This window comes from Pseudomonas alliivorans (genome assembly GCF_017826695.1).
Taxonomy (GTDB): Bacteria; Pseudomonadota; Gammaproteobacteria; order Pseudomonadales; family Pseudomonadaceae; genus Aquipseudomonas; species Aquipseudomonas alliivorans.
Window position 1 is genome coordinate 459734 of the sequence record NZ_JAFFZW010000001.1, and the last position, 15691, is coordinate 475424.

17 protein-coding genes are annotated in these 15691 nt (G+C 59.6%); 15 read left to right on the forward strand and 2 right to left on the reverse strand.

Annotation, left to right across the window (positions count from 1 at the left end; translation table 11 throughout):
• Nucleotides 1-18 precede the first annotated feature (18 nt).
• Genes JTJ32_RS02125 through murB form a run of 6 tightly spaced genes read left to right on the forward strand, consistent with a single transcriptional unit; the run spans nt 19 to nt 4176 of the window.
• A complete protein-coding gene (locus JTJ32_RS02125; protein ID WP_099229986.1) occupies nt 19-735 on the forward strand; it encodes a flagellar polar localization protein PocA in 717 nt (238 codons plus the stop codon).
• Nucleotides 732-1163, forward strand: coding sequence for a flagellar polar localization protein PocB (locus tag JTJ32_RS02130; RefSeq protein ID WP_004884601.1), 432 nt, complete (start codon nt 732-734; stop codon nt 1161-1163). The genes JTJ32_RS02125 and JTJ32_RS02130 overlap by 4 nt, the downstream gene beginning before the upstream one ends.
• Nucleotides 1163-2158, forward strand: a complete 996-nt coding sequence (lpxK, locus tag JTJ32_RS02135; protein ID WP_184319206.1) for a tetraacyldisaccharide 4'-kinase — start codon at nt 1163-1165, stop codon at nt 2156-2158. Before JTJ32_RS02130 ends, lpxK begins: the two co-directional genes overlap by 1 nt.
• Nucleotides 2159-2175: 17 nt before the next feature.
• On the forward strand, nt 2176-2361 hold the full coding sequence (locus tag JTJ32_RS02140; RefSeq protein WP_004884599.1) for a Trm112 family protein: 186 nt from the start codon (nt 2176-2178) through the stop codon (nt 2359-2361).
• A complete protein-coding gene (gene kdsB / locus JTJ32_RS02145) occupies nt 2358-3122 on the forward strand; it encodes a 3-deoxy-manno-octulosonate cytidylyltransferase (RefSeq protein WP_210040596.1) in 765 nt (254 codons plus the stop codon). Before JTJ32_RS02140 ends, kdsB begins: the two co-directional genes overlap by 4 nt.
• A gap of 34 nt (nt 3123-3156) precedes the next feature.
• Complete coding sequence (gene murB / locus JTJ32_RS02150; protein WP_184319211.1) at nt 3157-4176, forward strand: UDP-N-acetylmuramate dehydrogenase; 1020 nt, start codon at nt 3157-3159, stop codon at nt 4174-4176.
• 111 nt (nt 4177-4287) lie between these two features.
• Here murB and JTJ32_RS02155 read toward each other — a convergent pair whose 3' ends face one another.
• Nucleotides 4288-7560, reverse strand: coding sequence for an Rne/Rng family ribonuclease (locus JTJ32_RS02155; protein ID WP_210040598.1), 3273 nt, complete (start codon nt 7558-7560; stop codon nt 4288-4290).
• A gap of 726 nt (nt 7561-8286) precedes the next feature.
• Between JTJ32_RS02155 and rluC the strand changes: the two genes are divergently transcribed.
• Genes rluC through JTJ32_RS02170 form a run of 3 tightly spaced genes read left to right on the forward strand, consistent with a single transcriptional unit; the run spans nt 8287 to nt 10915 of the window.
• Nucleotides 8287-9246, forward strand: coding sequence for a 23S rRNA pseudouridine(955/2504/2580) synthase RluC (rluC, locus tag JTJ32_RS02160; protein ID WP_099229996.1), 960 nt, complete (start codon nt 8287-8289; stop codon nt 9244-9246).
• Nucleotides 9233-9892 (forward strand): HAD-IIIA family hydrolase, encoded by a 660-nt coding sequence (locus JTJ32_RS02165; protein WP_184319217.1) that lies wholly within the window; start codon nt 9233-9235, stop codon nt 9890-9892. The genes rluC and JTJ32_RS02165 overlap by 14 nt, the downstream gene beginning before the upstream one ends.
• A gap of 24 nt (nt 9893-9916) precedes the next feature.
• On the forward strand, nt 9917-10915 hold the full coding sequence (locus JTJ32_RS02170) for a S49 family peptidase (RefSeq protein WP_184319220.1): 999 nt from the start codon (nt 9917-9919) through the stop codon (nt 10913-10915).
• Between the two features lie 54 nt (nt 10916-10969).
• Here the strand turns inward: JTJ32_RS02170 and JTJ32_RS02175 are convergent, their stop codons facing one another.
• A complete protein-coding gene (locus JTJ32_RS02175) occupies nt 10970-11548 on the reverse strand; it encodes a Maf family protein (RefSeq protein ID WP_099230002.1) in 579 nt (192 codons plus the stop codon).
• 106 nt (nt 11549-11654) lie between these two features.
• Here JTJ32_RS02175 and JTJ32_RS02180 point away from each other — a divergent pair, with 106 nt between their 5' ends.
• The 6 genes from JTJ32_RS02180 to acpP all read left to right on the forward strand — a co-directional run bounded on the left by JTJ32_RS02180 (nt 11655) and on the right by acpP (nt 15662).
• Nucleotides 11655-12182, forward strand: coding sequence for a YceD family protein (locus JTJ32_RS02180; RefSeq protein WP_004884585.1), 528 nt, complete (start codon nt 11655-11657; stop codon nt 12180-12182).
• 13 nt (nt 12183-12195) lie between these two features.
• Complete coding sequence (gene rpmF, locus JTJ32_RS02185) at nt 12196-12378, forward strand: 50S ribosomal protein L32 (protein ID WP_003179396.1); 183 nt, start codon at nt 12196-12198, stop codon at nt 12376-12378.
• A 4-nt stretch (nt 12379-12382) separates the two neighbouring features.
• Nucleotides 12383-13405: a phosphate acyltransferase PlsX gene (gene plsX, locus JTJ32_RS02190; RefSeq protein ID WP_210040600.1), complete on the forward strand. Its 1023-nt coding sequence runs from the start codon at nt 12383-12385 to the stop codon at nt 13403-13405.
• Between the two features lie 130 nt (nt 13406-13535).
• The gene (fabD, locus tag JTJ32_RS02195) at nt 13536-14474 is read left to right on the forward strand and encodes an ACP S-malonyltransferase (RefSeq protein ID WP_099230006.1); all 939 of its coding nucleotides are present in this window, start codon (nt 13536-13538) and stop codon (nt 14472-14474) included.
• A gap of 15 nt (nt 14475-14489) precedes the next feature.
• Entirely contained in the window at nt 14490-15233 is a 744-nt protein-coding gene (fabG, locus tag JTJ32_RS02200) for a 3-oxoacyl-ACP reductase FabG (RefSeq protein ID WP_099230008.1), read from the forward strand.
• Between the two features lie 192 nt (nt 15234-15425).
• Nucleotides 15426-15662: an acyl carrier protein gene (gene acpP / locus JTJ32_RS02205; RefSeq protein WP_004884578.1), complete on the forward strand. Its 237-nt coding sequence runs from the start codon at nt 15426-15428 to the stop codon at nt 15660-15662.
• Nucleotides 15663-15691: the final 29 nt, after the last annotated feature.

The following is a 15691-nucleotide window of genomic DNA, read 5'->3' on the forward strand; positions in this document are numbered from 1 at the left end:
ACGGCAACCGGCGACCCTATGATAGAGTGGCGCCAATTTTTCAAGGGAGTGGTCACTGTGTGGGAACTGGTCAAATCGGGCGGCTGGATGATGTTGCCGATCATTTTGAGTTCCATCGCCGCTGCCGGCATCATCATCGAACGGCTCTGGACGCTGCGCGCCAGCCGTATCACGCCGCCGCACCTGCTGGGTCAGGTCTGGCAGTGGATTCAGGATCAGAAACTCGATAAAGAGAAGCTCAAGCAGCTGCGTGCCGATTCGCCTCTGGGTGAAATCCTCGCGGCAGGCCTGGCCAACTCCAGGCATGGTCGCGAGATCATGAAAGAGTGCATCGAGGAAGCCGCAGCGCGGGTCATTCATGAGCTGGAGCGTTACCTGAGTGCGCTGGGTTCGATTGCCGCCATGGCGCCGCTGCTGGGTCTGCTGGGCACTGTGCTGGGCATGATCGATATCTTCGGCTCGTTCAACAGCTCGGGGGCCACGGCCAACGCGGGCGTTCTAGCAGGCGGTATTTCCAAGGCCCTGATCTGTACGGCATCGGGCCTCATCGTAGCCATTCCGGCGATCTTCTTTCACCGTTTTCTGCAAAGCCGCGTTGACGAATTGGTGGTCGGCATGGAGCAGCAGGCCATTCGTCTGGTCGAGGTGGTGCAGGGTGACCGTGACGTCGATCTGATCGACGCCAAGGTTGACCTCAAATCCCTGGCCAAGGCAGGCGGGAGCAAGAAGAAGTGAAGTTTCGTCGCCGCAGACCGCGGGAGAACATCGACATCAACCTCGTTTCGTTGATCGATGTGGTGTTCATCCTGCTGCTGTTCTTTATCGTGACCACCACCTTTACCCGTGAAACCCAGCTGCGGGTCGATCTTCCGCAGGCGGTCACCGGTACGCCTGAAGTGGACGCGAGCGCCAAGCATCTGGACATTGCGATCAATGCTGACGGAATTTTTTCCCTGAATAACCAGCTATTGCCGAAAAACGATCTGGCCACCCTGATCGAGGCGCTGCAACGTGAATCCGCCGGCGACACCAGCCTGCCGCTTTCCATCAGCGCCGATGGCAAGACCCCGCATCAGTCGGTCATCACCGCAATGGATGCTGCCGGTAAACTGGGTTTCAGTCACTTGCGCATGACCACCGTCGAGGCCACACAGGCTAACTGATGGCATTCACTGACCGTTTGCTTGACGCCTGGTACGACGGCCATCCTGCGCTGGCGCTGCTGCGTCCTCTCGAAAGCCTTTATCGCCGTGTAGTGGACGGCAAGCGCGCGCGCTTTGTCGCGGGCGAGGGCGATATCTACCGCGCGCCTGTGCCGGTCATTGTGGTCGGAAACATTACGGTCGGAGGCACCGGCAAGACGCCGCTCATTCTCTGGATGATCAGGCATTGTCAGCAGCGAGGCCTGCGGGTCGGCGTGGTCAGTCGTGGTTACGGTGCCAAACCGCCAAGCTTGCCCTGGCGCGTCCTGCCCGGGCATAACGCCAGTGAAGTCGGTGACGAGCCGCTGCTGATCGTGCAGCGTTGCGGTGTTCCGCTGGTGATCGACCCAGACCGCAGCCGCGCCGTTCAGGCCTTGCTGGCTGCCGAACCGCTGGATCTGATTCTTTCTGACGACGGCTTGCAGCACTATCGACTGGCCCGTGATCTGGAACTGGTACTGATTGATGCCGCACGCGGCCTGGGCAATCGTCGCTGTCTACCGGCCGGACCGTTGCGCGAGCCTGCCGAACGGCTGAACAGTGTCGACGCAGTGCTTTACAACGGCGCCGAGGCAGATCGCGAGGATGGCTATGCTTTCACGCTCAAGCCTGCCGCATTGATCAACCTGCGCAGCGGCGAACGTCGGCCGGTTGATCACTTTCCAGCCGGTCAGGCCGTGCACGCTGTTGCCGGAATCGGCAATCCGCAACGTTTCTTCAAGACCCTCGAAGGATTACACTGGCAGCCTGTGCAGCACCCATTCGCTGACCACGCTGTCTATAGCGTACAGGCGCTGACTTTCACACCATCGCTACCGCTGGTCATGACCGAGAAGGATGCGGTGAAATGCCGTGTTTTCGCGGCAGATGACTGGTGGTACCTGGCGGTGGATGCGGTGCCTTCCGACGCGTTTGTCAGTTGGTTCGATAAGCAGCTGTCACGTCTTTCCCCATGATTGCTTCAGGATCTCCTATGGACACCAAATTACTCGATATCCTTGCCTGCCCGATCTGCAAGGGTCCGTTGAAGCTCAGTGCGGACAAGACCGAACTGATCAGCAAGGGCGCAGGTCTGGCTTATCCGGTTCGCGACGGCATTCCGGTGATGCTTGAGAGCGAAGCGCGCACACTGACTGCTGATGAGCGCCTGGAAAAATGACCACCGATTTCACTGTAGTGATTCCGGCGCGTTACGGGTCCAGTCGTTTTCCGGGCAAGCCGCTGAAAGTGATCGCGGGCAAGCCGATGGTCCAGCTCGTCTGGGAACAGGCGCGCAAGAGCAATGCGCAGCGAGTGGTGGTTGCCACCGACGACGCGCGAATTTTTGAAGCCTGTCAGGCGTTCGGCGCTGAAGTTCTGATGACCCGTGACGACCACAATTCCGGCACTGACCGCCTTGCTGAAGTCGCCACACAACTGGGTCTGGCGGCTGATGCCATTGTGGTCAATGTCCAGGGCGACGAGCCAATGATCCCCCCGGCGGTAATCGATCAGGTAGCCAGCAACCTTGCTGCGCATCCTGAAGCCGGTATCTCGACTCTGGCCGAGCCCATCGACGACGTGGCAGCGCTGTTCAACCCGAACGTGGTCAAGGTTTCCTCGGACATCAATGGTCTGGCGCTGACCTTCAGTCGCGCTCCATTGCCGTGGGCGCGTGACGCACTGGCAGTCAACCGCGACGAGCTGCCTGCAGGCGTGCCTTATCGCCGTCATATCGGTATCTACGCCTATCGAGCCGGCTTTCTGCACGACTTCGTCGGTTGGGGGTCGTGCCAGCTTGAAAACACTGAAAATCTCGAGCAATTGCGGGCGCTGTGGAATGGCGTGCGTATTCACGTGGCCGATGCTCTTGAGGCCTTGCCCGCCGGTGTCGATACTCCTGAAGACCTTGAGCGCGTAAGGCGCTTGCTGGAGGTTTGATGCCGGTTCTTCAGCCGTTCGGGAAAGTATCCCAGTGACCTTACAGGTACAGCCCGCCGTTTCACTCAAACCCTTCAACACCTTCGGCGTGGACGTTGAGGCAAAACTGTTTGCCGAGGCCCACAGCGACGATGATGTTCGGGAGGCTCTTGCCTATTCGGCCGAGCATGATGTGCCGCTGCTGGTCGTGGGTGGCGGCAGTAACCTGCTGCTCAGCGGTGACATACCGGCATTGGTGTTGCGTATGGCCAGCCGCGGTATCCGCATCGTGCGCGAGGACTGTGAAGAAGCTATTGTCGAGGCGGAAGCGGGGGAGCCGTGGCACCCCTTCGTTCAGGCCAGTCTGAAGATGGGGCTTTGCGGACTTGAAAATCTCAGCCTGATTCCGGGTACGGTCGGCGCAGCGCCGATGCAAAACATCGGTGCCTATGGTGTCGAGATCAAGGACGTGTTTCATGGCCTGACCGCGCTGGATCGGAAAACCGGCCAGCTGCGTGAATTCTCGCTGGAAGACTGTGCATTCGGCTACCGCGACAGCGTGTTCAAGCATGAGGTGGGTCGCTGGCTGATCCTGCGGGTACGCTTCAGGCTCACCTGGGAATCGAAACTGCACCTTGAGTACGGTCCGGTTCGTCAGCGTCTGGACGAGTTGGGTGTCAGGCAGCCGACACCGTTTGATGTCAGCCGGGCGATCTGCTCGATCCGCAGTGAAAAACTGCCGGATCCTGCGGTACTGGGCAATGCAGGCAGTTTCTTCAAGAACCCGGTTGTGTCTGCCGAATCCTTCGCCGCAATCAGGCATGAGCATCCGGGTGTGGTTGGTTATCCACAAGCCGATACCCGAGTGAAGCTGGCTGCCGGCTGGTTGATCGAGCAGGCGGGATGGAAGGGCTTTCGTGAGGGCGATGCTGGCGTGCATACGCTCCAGTCGCTGGTGCTGGTCAACTATGGACAAGCCACTGGTCTGCAACTGCTGAGTCTGGCACGTCGCATCCAGGCTGACATTGCAGAGCGGTTCGATGTCGAGCTGGAGATGGAACCGAATCTGTACTGAGCTTCGTTTTCGAAGTCAGCAATTGATCGCGTCCATCACTGATCCGCTCACATCGCAGGTATAAAAAAGCCCCGCCTGTTTACACAGGCGGGGCTTTTTCATGGGCCGGGTTTAAGCGAGGGGTTTAGGCTCGGTTTCTTTCTCGGCGTGTTGCTGCTCGGCGTTTTCATCGGAGGTCAGCGCAGGCTGGACCGATTCCGCTTCAGTAACAACAGGTGCAGGCTCCGAAGCAGCCGGTGCAGCAGAAGCAGCCTGTTCGGCCTCTTTCTGACGGCGGGCTTCTTCTTCGCGCTTGCGGCGACGAACTTCACGAGGATCGTTCGGCGCACGACCCGTGCTGCTGACCGGCAGGGCGGGTGCTTCAACAGCGGTCGGTTCCTGGACGTCCTGCACAGCCGGTGCTTCTTCCACTGCCGGAGCTTGTGGTGCGAAGTATGGAGCAGGCTCCTCCTTCACGAACGCAGGCTCTGCAGCAGGGGCGGGTGCAGGTGTCGGCAGCTCCGCGGATTCAGAGGCTGCCACCTCTTCCAGGGCCTTGGCCTCGACCGGAGCCTGTGGCTCTGGCGTTGGTTCCGGCGTTGGCGTGAACGGCACTACGCGTTCTGCGTGAGGCGCGTCGAACAGTTCGGTCTGCGCGGCGATCGCCGGCGCTTCGGTCACTGCTGGCTGAACCTCGACTTCAGGCGCTGCCTCGGACTTCGGTGTTTCGTCGGCAACCGGAGCTTCGACAGCAGGCCGTTCAACGGTTGGCTCGGCCGCGACCGGTGCTTGCTCGGTCGGGGCTTCCACAACGGTCGTTTCAACACTGGCAGCTTCAGCAACTGGCGCTTCGACAGCAGGTGCTGGCTCTGCAGCGTCGGCTATAGGTGCTTCGACGGTGCTGTTGGCGCGTTCGGCCTGCTCGTGGGCCTGAGCCTCGGCTGGTGCGCTGATTACCGTGCTTGCGACAGCTGCGGTAACGGCCAGACCGGCAGCGGCATCAGAGCCTTGCTCTTCTTCGTTGCCGTTCTCTTCCGAGCCTTCAATCACATTGCCGTTGGCATCACGTTGACGCTCACGACGGTTGCTGCGGCGACGCTGGCCACGGGAGCGACGACGAGGGCGTTCGCCTTCATTGCTGTCCTGATTGTCATCGTGAGCCTGTTCTTCGTTCAGCAGCACTTCTTCTTCGCTGGCCTCGACAGGGGCCTGCTCGGTACGTGGCTGACGCTCTTCACGCGGTGCGCGAGGCTGGCGTTCTTCACGTGGTGCACGCTCGGGACGCTCTTCACGGGCCATGTTCACGGCCGGTGCTGCGTCCAGAGGCTCACGCAGTTCACGGACAGGACGTTCTTCGCGACCCTCACGAGGCTTGCGTTCACGGGAGGTACGTGCCGGACGCTCTTCGCGGGCGGTTGTCGTCGGAGCCGTGTCGTCGCGTGCTTCGCGAGGTGCGCGCTCTTCACGAGGTGCGCGTTCTTCGCGTGGAGCACGTTCTTCACGTGGCGCCCGCTCTTCGCGCGGTGCGCGTTCTGCACGCTCCTCACGTGGTGCACGTTCTTCACGAGGCTTGCGCTCTTCGTCGCGACGATTGTTGCGACCACGGCTCTGTTGGCGGCCGTTGCGACGCTCTTCGTTGCGGGCAGGGCGTTCGGTGGTGGCCGGTTTTTCGACCACAACCGGTGCGGCTGGCTCTTCCTTGGTCGCGAACAGGCTGACCAGGGATTTCACCAGACCCTTGAACAGGCTTGGCTCCGGAAGGGTCGGAGCTGGCGCTACTGGAACGGCCTCTACAGGAACCGGGGCATTGGCGCGGGCTGGAGCCGTCTTGACGGCTGCTTCCTGACGGACCAGGGTGCGCGTCGCTGCAGCCAGCGGGGCAATTTCTTCCACTTCGGCAGCGGCAGCAGCGATTTCGTAGCTGGACTGGTTGTTGTGGGCTTCCGGGCTGTCATCACGCAGGCGCTGAACTTCGAAGTGAGGCGTTTCGAGATGATCGTTCGGCAGGATGATGATGCGTGCACGGGTACGCAGTTCGATCTTGGTGATCGAGTTGCGCTTCTCGTTGAGCAGGAACGCTGCCACCGGGATTGGCACCTGGGCGCGTACTTCGGCAGTACGGTCCTTCAGGGCTTCTTCTTCGATCAGGCGCAGGATGGCCAGCGAGAGCGACTCGACATCACGGATGATGCCGGTGCCGTTGCAGCGCGGGCAGACGATGCCGCTGCTTTCGCCGAGCGACGGGCGCAGGCGCTGACGGGACATTTCCAGGAGGCCGAAACGCGAGATGCGGCCGACCTGAACGCGGGCGCGGTCGGCCTCGAGGCTTTCACGGACCTTTTCTTCCACGGCGCGCTGATTCTTGGCCGGGGTCATGTCGATGAAGTCGATAACGATCAGGCCGCCGATGTCACGCAGACGCAATTGACGGGCGATTTCTTCAGCCGCTTCGAGGTTGGTCTGCAGGGCGGTTTCTTCGATGTCGCTGCCTTTGGTAGCGCGTGCCGAGTTGATGTCGATGGACACCAGGGCTTCGGTCGGATCGATGACGATGGAGCCGCCGGAAGGCAGTTCGACGACGCGCTGGAAAGCGGTCTCGATCTGGCTTTCGATCTGGAAGCGGTTGAACAGCGGAACGCTGTCTTCGTACAGCTTGATCTTGCTGGCGTACTGCGGCATCACCTGACGGATGAACGTCAGGGCTTCTTCCTGGGCTTCGACGCTGTCGATGAGGACTTCACCGATGTCTTGGCGCAGGTAGTCGCGGATGGCGCGGATGATGACGTTGCTTTCCTGATAGATCAGGAACGGCGCGGAGCGATCCAGTGACGCTTCCTTGATGGCAGTCCACAACTGCAACAGGTAGTCGAGGTCCCACTGCATCTCTTCGCTGCTGCGACCCAGACCTGCGGTACGAACGATCAGGCCCATGTCGGCAGGGGCGATCAGGCCGTTGAGTGCTTCACGCAGCTCGTTGCGCTCTTCACCTTCGATACGACGCGAAATGCCACCGGCGCGCGGGTTGTTTGGCATCAGGACCAGATAACGGCCCGCCAGGCTGATGAAGGTGGTCAGGGCTGCGCCCTTGTTGCCACGTTCTTCTTTCTCGACCTGGACGATGACTTCCTGGCCTTCGCTCAGGACGTCCTTGATGTTGACGCGGCCTTCAGGGGCTTTCTTGAAGTACTCGCGGGAGATTTCCTTGAGGGGCAGGAACCCGTGGCGCTCAGAGCCGAAATCGACAAAGGCAGCCTCGAGGCTGGGTTCGATGCGAGTGATCCGGCCTTTATAGATATTGGCCTTCTTCTGCTCGCGTGCACCTGACTCGATGTCCAGGTCGTAGAGGCGCTGGCCGTCTACCAGTGCAACACGCAACTCTTCGGGTTGAGTTGCGTTAATCAGCATTCTTTTCATGTAGTACCGTCGGTTTCCGGGCTGCCGGAAACGGCGTTCGGCACACACGACTTCTCACGGTCGGTGTCAGGGCACGTCAAGAGTGGTTGGACACTCCAGTGTCTAGCGATTTTCCTGCCCGGAATGGGGCGGGGCGTCGCGACGACGTTTCCTGCTTGCTGTGGTGACCTAGGACACCCTTTCAGCAAAAGCTTTGTCAGGAGGAGGAATCGACCATCGGTAGCGGACGAGATGAAGCGTCTAGAACAAGCCTTTTGCTACACAGTCCGATGGTTGTGCGTCTCCACCCTACACGTATCCCTGATAATTCGGGTGCTGCCGCGCGCAGAATCCGCAGCGGGTTGGCATTTACCGCGATCTTCGATAGGGAAGGTCGCGCATCATGGCTTTAGGCGTTGTTCCCGAAGCATTCGCTCGTAGCGTCTGGAAGCGACTGCACCTTGTGAACTGGCCGTGAATTATTCGCACTGAAGGCGAGCTGTCTGCTCAGCGATCTGGCGTGTTTCCGGCCTCATGTCACCCGCGCTTGTTACGTTTCCAGCATGCTGCGTTGTCACCGAAAGCCCCGTAGGACGGCCTCACGTCCTCTTGAATTGCGTTGGTCAGGGTCGGCTGTCAACCGTTGATCCGCTGTCCGGCCGCTTTTGGCGGCGTTCGCGACTATAGCAGCAATCATTAAGTGCTTCAAATCCATAAAAAATTGTTATGATTTGCGCCATGACAAATATTGCCCCTCCAACCCCCGGCGTCCAGCTGGTAGAGGTTGCGCCGGAACTTGCCGGTCAACGCATCGATAATTTTCTGATCACTTATCTCAAGGGTGTGCCCAAGACCTTGATTTACCGCATTTTGCGCAAAGGCGAAGTGCGTGTGAACAAGGGGCGGATCAAGCCCGAGTACAAGTTGCAGGCAGGAGACATCGTTCGCATTCCCCCCGTGCGCGTGCCTGAGCGCGACGAGCCCGTACCTGTTGCGCAGGCGCTGCTGCAGCGTCTGGAGGCGGCCATTGTCTATGAGGACAAGGCGCTGATCGTGCTTAACAAACCGGCCGGTATTGCTGTGCATGGCGGCAGTGGTCTGAGTTTCGGCGTGATCGAGGCGTTCCGCCAGTTGCGCCCGGACGCCAAGGAGCTTGAGCTGGTCCACCGTCTGGATCGTGACACTTCCGGTCTGTTGATGATCGCCAAGAAGCGCAGCATGTTGCGCCACCTGCACGAAGCCCTGCGCGGCGACGGCGTGGACAAGCGCTACATGGCGTTGGTGCGTGGCAACTGGGCAACGTCCATCAAGCAGGTCCGCGCGCCTTTGCTCAAGAGCAATCTGCGTTCTGGCGAGCGTATGGTCGAGGTCAACGAGGAGGGCAAGGAGGCGCTGACGATTTTCAAGGTGCTGCGCCGCTTTGGTGATTTCGCCACGATGGTCGAGGCCAAGCCGGTGACCGGCCGCACCCACCAGATTCGCGTTCACACGCTGCATGCCGGGCACGCGATTGCCGGTGATACCAAATACGGCGACGAGGATTTCAGTCGTGAAATCCGCGATCTGGGCGGCAAGCGTCTGTTTCTGCACGCTTACATGCTGACTGTACCGATGCCGGACGGCGGCAAGCTTACCTTGCAGGCGCCGGTAGACGAGATGTGGGCCAAGACAGTGGAGCGTTTGAGTGCGCCATTATGATCTGCTGATTTTCGACTGGGATGGCACGCTGGCGGATTCTATCGGACGCATTGTTGAGTCAATGCGTGGTGCGGCGATCGGAGGTGCAATGGAAGTGCGCGATGATGAGGCGATCAAAGGCATCATCGGCCTGGGTTTGCCCGAGGCTATCCGCACGCTCTATCCATCCATCACGGCGAGCGACCTGATCGACTTCCGTCAGCGCTACGCTGACCGCTATATGGCGATGGATAGCGTCCCTTCCCGGCTGTTCGAGGGTGTTTCGGAGTCCATTCAGGCGTTCCGCGATGAGGGTTACCGCCTTGCAGTCGCCACGGGCAAGGCCCGTCGCGGGCTGAATCGCGTACTTGAGGCCAATGGCTGGCTGGATTTTTTCGATATCACCCGGGCTGCCGATGAAACGGCCAGCAAGCCTGATCCGCTGATGCTGCATGAGATCATGGCGCATTGTGACGTTGCGCCCGAGCGCTCGCTCATGATCGGGGATTCGTCTTTCGATCTGCAGATGGCGCGCAATGCGGGTATGGACTCTGTGGCGGTAGGCTATGGCGCTCAATCGCTGGACTCCCTGCTTGCGTATGAGCCTCGTCTGGCCATCGAGCATTTTTCCGAACTGCGCCCCTGGTTGAGTCGGCGCAGCGTTTAATCATCGTTCCGGAGCAAGTTGAGCATGTCTGACGAATGGAAAGCGCCTGCCTCTCAAAGGGTGGATGGGCCTGTTGATGAAAGGGAAGAGGCGAAAAGCTGGAAGTTGCTGGAGAAAACCCTGCTGGCCAGTGTCCAGGAGCAGCGGCGCGCCCGTCGCTGGGGAATCTTTTTCAAGTTGCTGACCTTTGTGGTGCTGTTTACGGTGCTGATCGTACCGATGCTGGACCTGAGTGGCGGTGCGTCCCGGCGCTCCAGTCACACGGCGGTGGTTGATGTGCAGGGCGTGATTGCCGACAAGGAGCCTGCCAGCGCCGATAACATCATTACCGGGTTGCGTGCCGCGTTCGAGGACACCAAGACCAAGGGTGTCATCCTGAATATCAACAGCCCGGGCGGCAGTCCGGTGCAGTCCGGTTATGTCTATGACGAGATTCGTCGTCTGCGAGCGCAGAAGCCTGACATCAAGGTCTATGCGGTGATCAGTGATCTGGGTGCCTCGGGTGCCTATTACATCGCCAGCGCTGCCGACCAGATCTATGCCGACAAGGCCAGTCTGGTTGGCTCCATCGGTGTCACGGCGGCCGGTTTCGGATTCGTCGGTGTCATGGAAAAGCTGGGTGTCGACCGTAGGACCTACACGTCTGGCGAGCACAAGGCGTTCCTTGATCCGTTTCAGCCTCAAAAGGCGGACGAAACCCAGTTCTGGCAAGGCGTTCTGGATACGACGCACCGGCAGTTCATTGCCAGCGTCAAGCAGGGTCGTGGCGAGCGTCTGAAAGACAAGGACCACCCGGAGCTGTTTTCCGGACTGGTCTGGACCGGCGAGCAGGCGGTCCCGCTGGGTCTGGTGGACGGTCTGGGCAGTGCTGCTTATGTGGCGCGTGAGGTGATCGGCGAGAAGGATATGGTTGATTACACCGTTGAAGAGTCGCCTTTCGACCGCTTCTCCAAGAAACTCGGCACCAGCATTGCCGAGCGGCTGGCGATGCTGGCGGGCTTCAATGGGCCGACATTGCGTTGATCGCACGCCAGATATGAAAAAACCCCGACGGCAGTCGGGTTTTTTCATGGTGGGTCAGGGGATGGGAATCCCTTCCTTTATTAGCATGTCCACCAGGCGAATCAGCGGCAGGCCGATCAGGCTGGTGGCGTCAGTGCCTTCGGTGCTGCGGAACAGGCTCACGCCCAGACCTTCGGCTTTGAAGCTGCCTGCGCAATCGAACGGCTGCTCTGCGTGCAGGTAGCGCTCGATGCTGGCGGTGTCGAGGTCGCGCATGTGCACTGTAAAAGGAACGCAGTCCATCTGGCAGACGCCGGTCCGGCTGTTGAGCAGGGCCAGGCCGGTCAGGAAGGTCACGCGCTTGCCGCTGGCCGCCGACAGTTGCTCCAGTGCACCCTCGAACGTGTGGGGTTTGCCGAGTATCCTGTCGCCCAGCACGGCCACCTGGTCCGAGCCTATGATCAGGTGGTCGGGGTGTTCGCTGGCCAGCGCCTGCGCCTTTTTCTGAGCAAGGCGCAGCACAAGCTGAAGGGCGGGCTCGCCGGGGCGTCTGCTTTCGTCGACATCGGGCGATTTGCAGGTGAACGGCAGGCGCAGTCGGGCGAGCAGTTCGCGGCGGTAGATCGAGCTGGAAGCTAGAAGCAGGGAAGGCATGCGATTCTCCTTGAACTGAGCGCGGATTCTAATGATCCACCATAGATGCGAACAGACCTGAATTTCCTTTGACATGCCAAGGGGGCATCCCTAGAATGCTGCGCCTATGTTGAATGACCCGATTCCACCTCACGTTGACCCGCGCAAATTGGCTGATCGCGGCACTACCCTTCAGGGTGAAGTGCTGCTGGCCGATTTGGAGAGACTCTGCGACCCGCTTGCCGACAATGTCGGTACGGTGCAGGCCAAATTCATTTTCGAGCGTGACGAACGCCGTTCAGTGGTTATCCACAGTGCGATAGACGTCTCGGTCAAGATGGTTTGCCAGCGTTGTCTTGAGCTGGTCACCCTGCCGATCCACAGCGAGTGCAGTTATGCCGTGGTGAAGGAGGGTGCGAATACCCAGTCGTTACCGAAAGGTTATGACGTGCTGGAACTGGGCGAAGATCCTTTGGATCTGCTGGCACTGATCGAGGAGGAGCTTTTGCTCGCCTTGCCCATCGTGCCTGCTCATCATCCGGAAGAATGCCAGCAACCGGCGGGTCTCGATGAGCCCGAACCGAGCGTGGACGAGGTGACACGGTCCAACCCGTTCAGTGTATTGGCGCAGTTAAAGCGTGACCCAAACGTTTAGGAGTTAATCAATTATGGCTGTTCAGCAGAACAAAAAATCCCGCTCTGCCCGTGACATGCGTCGTTCGCACGACGCTCTTGAGGCAAGCACTCTGTCGGTAGAAAAGACCACTGGTGAAGTTCACCTGCGTCACCACGTATCGCCAGAAGGCGTATACCGTGGTCGTAAAGTGATCGACAAGGGCGCTGACGAGTAATTTCTTGTCCGCTCCGATCATTGCGATCGACGCAATGGGCGGGGACTTCGGTCCCCGCAACATTGTTCAGGCAAGCCTCGCGTGCCTGACCGCTACGCCCTCGCTTCATCTGGCCCTTGTCGGTCAAAAATCCCTTATTGAAGAACAGATCGCCCGCCACTCCGGTGTGGATCGCTCGCGCCTGCAGATCGTCAATGCCAGCGAAGTCGTTGCGATGGATGAGCGTCCGTCACAGGCGCTGCGTGGCAAGCCTGACTCGTCGATGCGTGTTGCGCTTGAGCTGGTCGCCAGTGGCAAGGCCCAGGCCTGCGTCAGTGCGGGCAATACCGGAGCGCTGATGGCGTTGTCACGGTTCGTGCTCAAGACATTGCCGGGGATCGACCGCCCGGCGATGATTGCTGCCATCCCGACACGCACAGGCTATTGTCAATTGCTGGATCTGGGCGCCAACGTCGATTGCAGTGCCGAGGCGCTGTATCAGTTCGCGGTCATGGGCGCTGTGATGGCCGAAACGCTGGGTGTCGAAAGCCCGAAAGTGGCGTTGCTGAACGTCGGCACCGAAGACATCAAAGGTAATCAGCAGGTCAAGCTGGCGGCAGGTCTGCTGCAGGCGGCACCGGGTCTCAACTACATCGGTTATGTCGAGGGTGATGGTTTGTACCGGGGCGAGGCTGATGTGGTGGTGTGCGACGGTTTTGTCGGTAATGTCCTGCTCAAGTCCAGCGAGGGCCTCGCGGCAATGATCGCGGGTCGTATCGAGATGCTGTTCAACCGCAATCTGTTGACGCGTGCGGTAGGTGGTCTGGCGTTGCCGATGTTGAAGCGCCTGCAGGCTGATCTGGCACCGGCTCGCCATAATGGCGCCAGTCTGCTGGGCTTGCAGGGTATCGTCGTGAAAAGTCACGGCTCGGCAAGCGTTCAAGGCTTTCAGAGTGCGATTCACCGCGCGTTGATCGAGACTCGGGAGAACCAGCCGGAGCGCCTTCGCGGACGGCTCGAAGCGATGCTGCAGAACGGTCAGCCGTGAAAATGTGACGCATCCGACTGCTCGGTCATCCAAACCGGCAGTCGTGTAAATTTGAACACCCATGTTTGAATACACGTGTTCGGTTCGGCCGAATGCCTATTTCAGCTACAACACTTCAGAGGCTTGTTAAATGTCTGCATCCCTCGCATTCGTATTTCCGGGTCAAGGATCGCAATCGCTGGGCATGCTCGCCGAGCAGGCTGCGCAGCATCCGTTGATCCTCGATACTTTTGAACAGGCGTCCGAAGCGCTGGGCTATGACCTGTGGGCGTTGACCCAGAGCGGTCCTGCCGAATTGCTCAACCAGACTGACAAGACCCAGCCTGCCATCCTGACTGCATCGGTCGCGCTGTGGCATGTCTGGCTGGCTGAAGGTGGCGCTGTTCCCGCATTTGTCGCAGGCCACAGTCTGGGTGAATACAGTGCCCTGGTGGCTGCGCAGAGCCTGAGCCTGGAAGACGCGGTCAGGCTCGTCGAGCGCCGTGGTCAGTTGATGCAGGAAGCCGTTCCGGCCGGTCAGGGCGGCATGGCTGCGATCCTGGGGCTGGACGACGCTGATGTCATTGCTGCCTGTGCCGAAGCGGCCCAGGGCGACGTGGTCAGTGCGGTGAACTTCAACTCCCCGGGGCAGGTGGTCATCGCCGGTTCTGCCGAGGCCGTCAAGCGTGCAATGGAGCTGTGCAAGGCACGGGGCGCCAAGCGTGCCCTGCCGTTGCCGGTCAGTGTTCCTTCGCATTGTGAACTGATGCGTCCGGCTGCCGAGCGCTTCGCCGAATCCGTTGAAGCGATCGAATGGCAGGCGCCGGAAATCGCTCTGGTGCAGAACGTCAGCGCCAGTGCGGTCAGTGATCTGGCAACGCTCAAGCGCGACCTGCTCGAACAGTTGTACAAGCCTGTGCGCTGGGTGGAATCCATCCAGTGTCTGGCAAGCCGTGGTGCTACCCAGCTGGTGGAATGCGGGCCGGGCAAGGTGCTTGCCGGTCTGAACAAGCGTTGCGCCGAGGGCGTGATTACTTACAACCTGGATACCCCAGACGCCTTTGCCGCCGCGCGTGCGGCACTGGTCTGATTAGGAGAAGACTGCATGAGCCTGCAAGGTAAAGTTGCACTGGTGACTGGTGCCAGTCGTGGTATTGGTCAAGCCATCGCCCTGGAATTGGGCCGCAATGGCGCTGTGGTCGTGGGTACCGCGACGTCCGAGTCCGGTGCCGAGCGTATCAGCGCGGCATTCAAGGAGGCCGGCATCGAAGGTTTCGGTCTGATGCTGGACGTGTGCAGTGCCGAATCCGTCGACTCCGTGCTGTCGACCATTCAGGAGCGCGTTGGCGCACCGTTGATCCTGGTCAATAACGCCGGCATCACACGTGACAACCTGATGATGCGCATGAAAGATGACGAATGGTACGACGTGGTCAATACCAACCTGAACAGCCTGTTCCGGCTTTCGAAGGGTGTATTGCGCGGTATGACCAAGGCTCGCTGGGGCCGTATCATCAGCATCGGCTCCGTAGTGGGTGCCATGGGCAACGCCGGTCAAGTAAACTATGCTTCCGCGAAAGCAGGGCTGGAAGGTTTCAGTCGTGCTCTTGCCCGTGAAGTGGGTTCGCGTGCAGTGACCGTGAACTCGGTGGCGCCAGGTTTCATTGATACCGATATGACGCGTGAGCTGCCTGAAGCACAGCGTGAAGCGCTGCTGACCCAGATTCCTCTGGGCCGTCTGGGGCAGGCGCAGGAAATCGCCAATGTGGTGTCTTTCCTCGCCTCCGAGGGCGCAGGGTACGTGACCGGGGCGACAATCCCGGTCAACGGCGGCATGTACATGAGCTGAATGTGACGATCTGTTTCAAAAAAATGTCATAAGATCTGTCTAAAATCCGTTATAAAGCTGCAATCTATAAATGGGCAGAAGGGCGATGGGGCAAAGGCGGAGAGCGTTACGCTTGAAAAACGTAAAACCTCTTCTATACACTTACCCTCTGGCCAGATGCCTGAATATTTCCACTAGGAGTTAAAACTAGGTATGAGCACCATCGAAGAGCGCGTCAAGAAAATCGTTGCCGAGCAACTTGGCGTCAAGGAAGAAGAGGTTGTCAACACTGCTTCTTTCGTTGAAGACCTGGGCGCTGACTCCCTGGACACCGTTGAGCTGGTAATGGCTCTGGAAGAGGAATTCGAGACCGAAATCCCTGACGAAGAAGCGGAAAAGATCACTACCGTTCAAGCTGCTATCGATTACGTCAACAGCCACCAGGCTTAAGATTTGTAATCGCTGCTTGCTGTCACGGG

Bases quoted from the DNA above. Each gene is read 5' to 3' on its own strand.
- JTJ32_RS02125 (WP_099229986.1), top strand. From the start codon at position 19: ATGATAGAGTGGCGCCAATTTTTCAAGGGAGTGGTCACTGTGTGGGAA.
- lpxK (WP_184319206.1), top strand. From the start codon at position 1,163: ATGGCATTCACTGACCGTTTGCTTGACGCCTGGTACGACGGCCATCCT.
- JTJ32_RS02140 (WP_004884599.1), top strand. From the start codon at position 2,176: ATGGACACCAAATTACTCGATATCCTTGCCTGCCCGATCTGCAAGGGT.
- kdsB (WP_210040596.1), top strand. From the start codon at position 2,358: ATGACCACCGATTTCACTGTAGTGATTCCGGCGCGTTACGGGTCCAGT.
- JTJ32_RS02155 (WP_210040598.1), bottom strand. From the start codon at position 7,560: ATGCTGATTAACGCAACTCAACCCGAAGAGTTGCGTGTTGCACTGGTA.
- rluC (WP_099229996.1), top strand. From the start codon at position 8,287: ATGACAAATATTGCCCCTCCAACCCCCGGCGTCCAGCTGGTAGAGGTT.
- JTJ32_RS02170 (WP_184319220.1), top strand. From the start codon at position 9,917: ATGTCTGACGAATGGAAAGCGCCTGCCTCTCAAAGGGTGGATGGGCCT.
- JTJ32_RS02175 (WP_099230002.1), bottom strand. From the start codon at position 11,548: ATGCCTTCCCTGCTTCTAGCTTCCAGCTCGATCTACCGCCGCGAACTG.
- JTJ32_RS02180 (WP_004884585.1), top strand. From the start codon at position 11,655: ATGTTGAATGACCCGATTCCACCTCACGTTGACCCGCGCAAATTGGCT.
- rpmF (WP_003179396.1), top strand. From the start codon at position 12,196: ATGGCTGTTCAGCAGAACAAAAAATCCCGCTCTGCCCGTGACATGCGT.
- fabD (WP_099230006.1), top strand. From the start codon at position 13,536: ATGTCTGCATCCCTCGCATTCGTATTTCCGGGTCAAGGATCGCAATCG.
- fabG (WP_099230008.1), top strand. From the start codon at position 14,490: ATGAGCCTGCAAGGTAAAGTTGCACTGGTGACTGGTGCCAGTCGTGGT.
- acpP (WP_004884578.1), top strand. From the start codon at position 15,426: ATGAGCACCATCGAAGAGCGCGTCAAGAAAATCGTTGCCGAGCAACTT.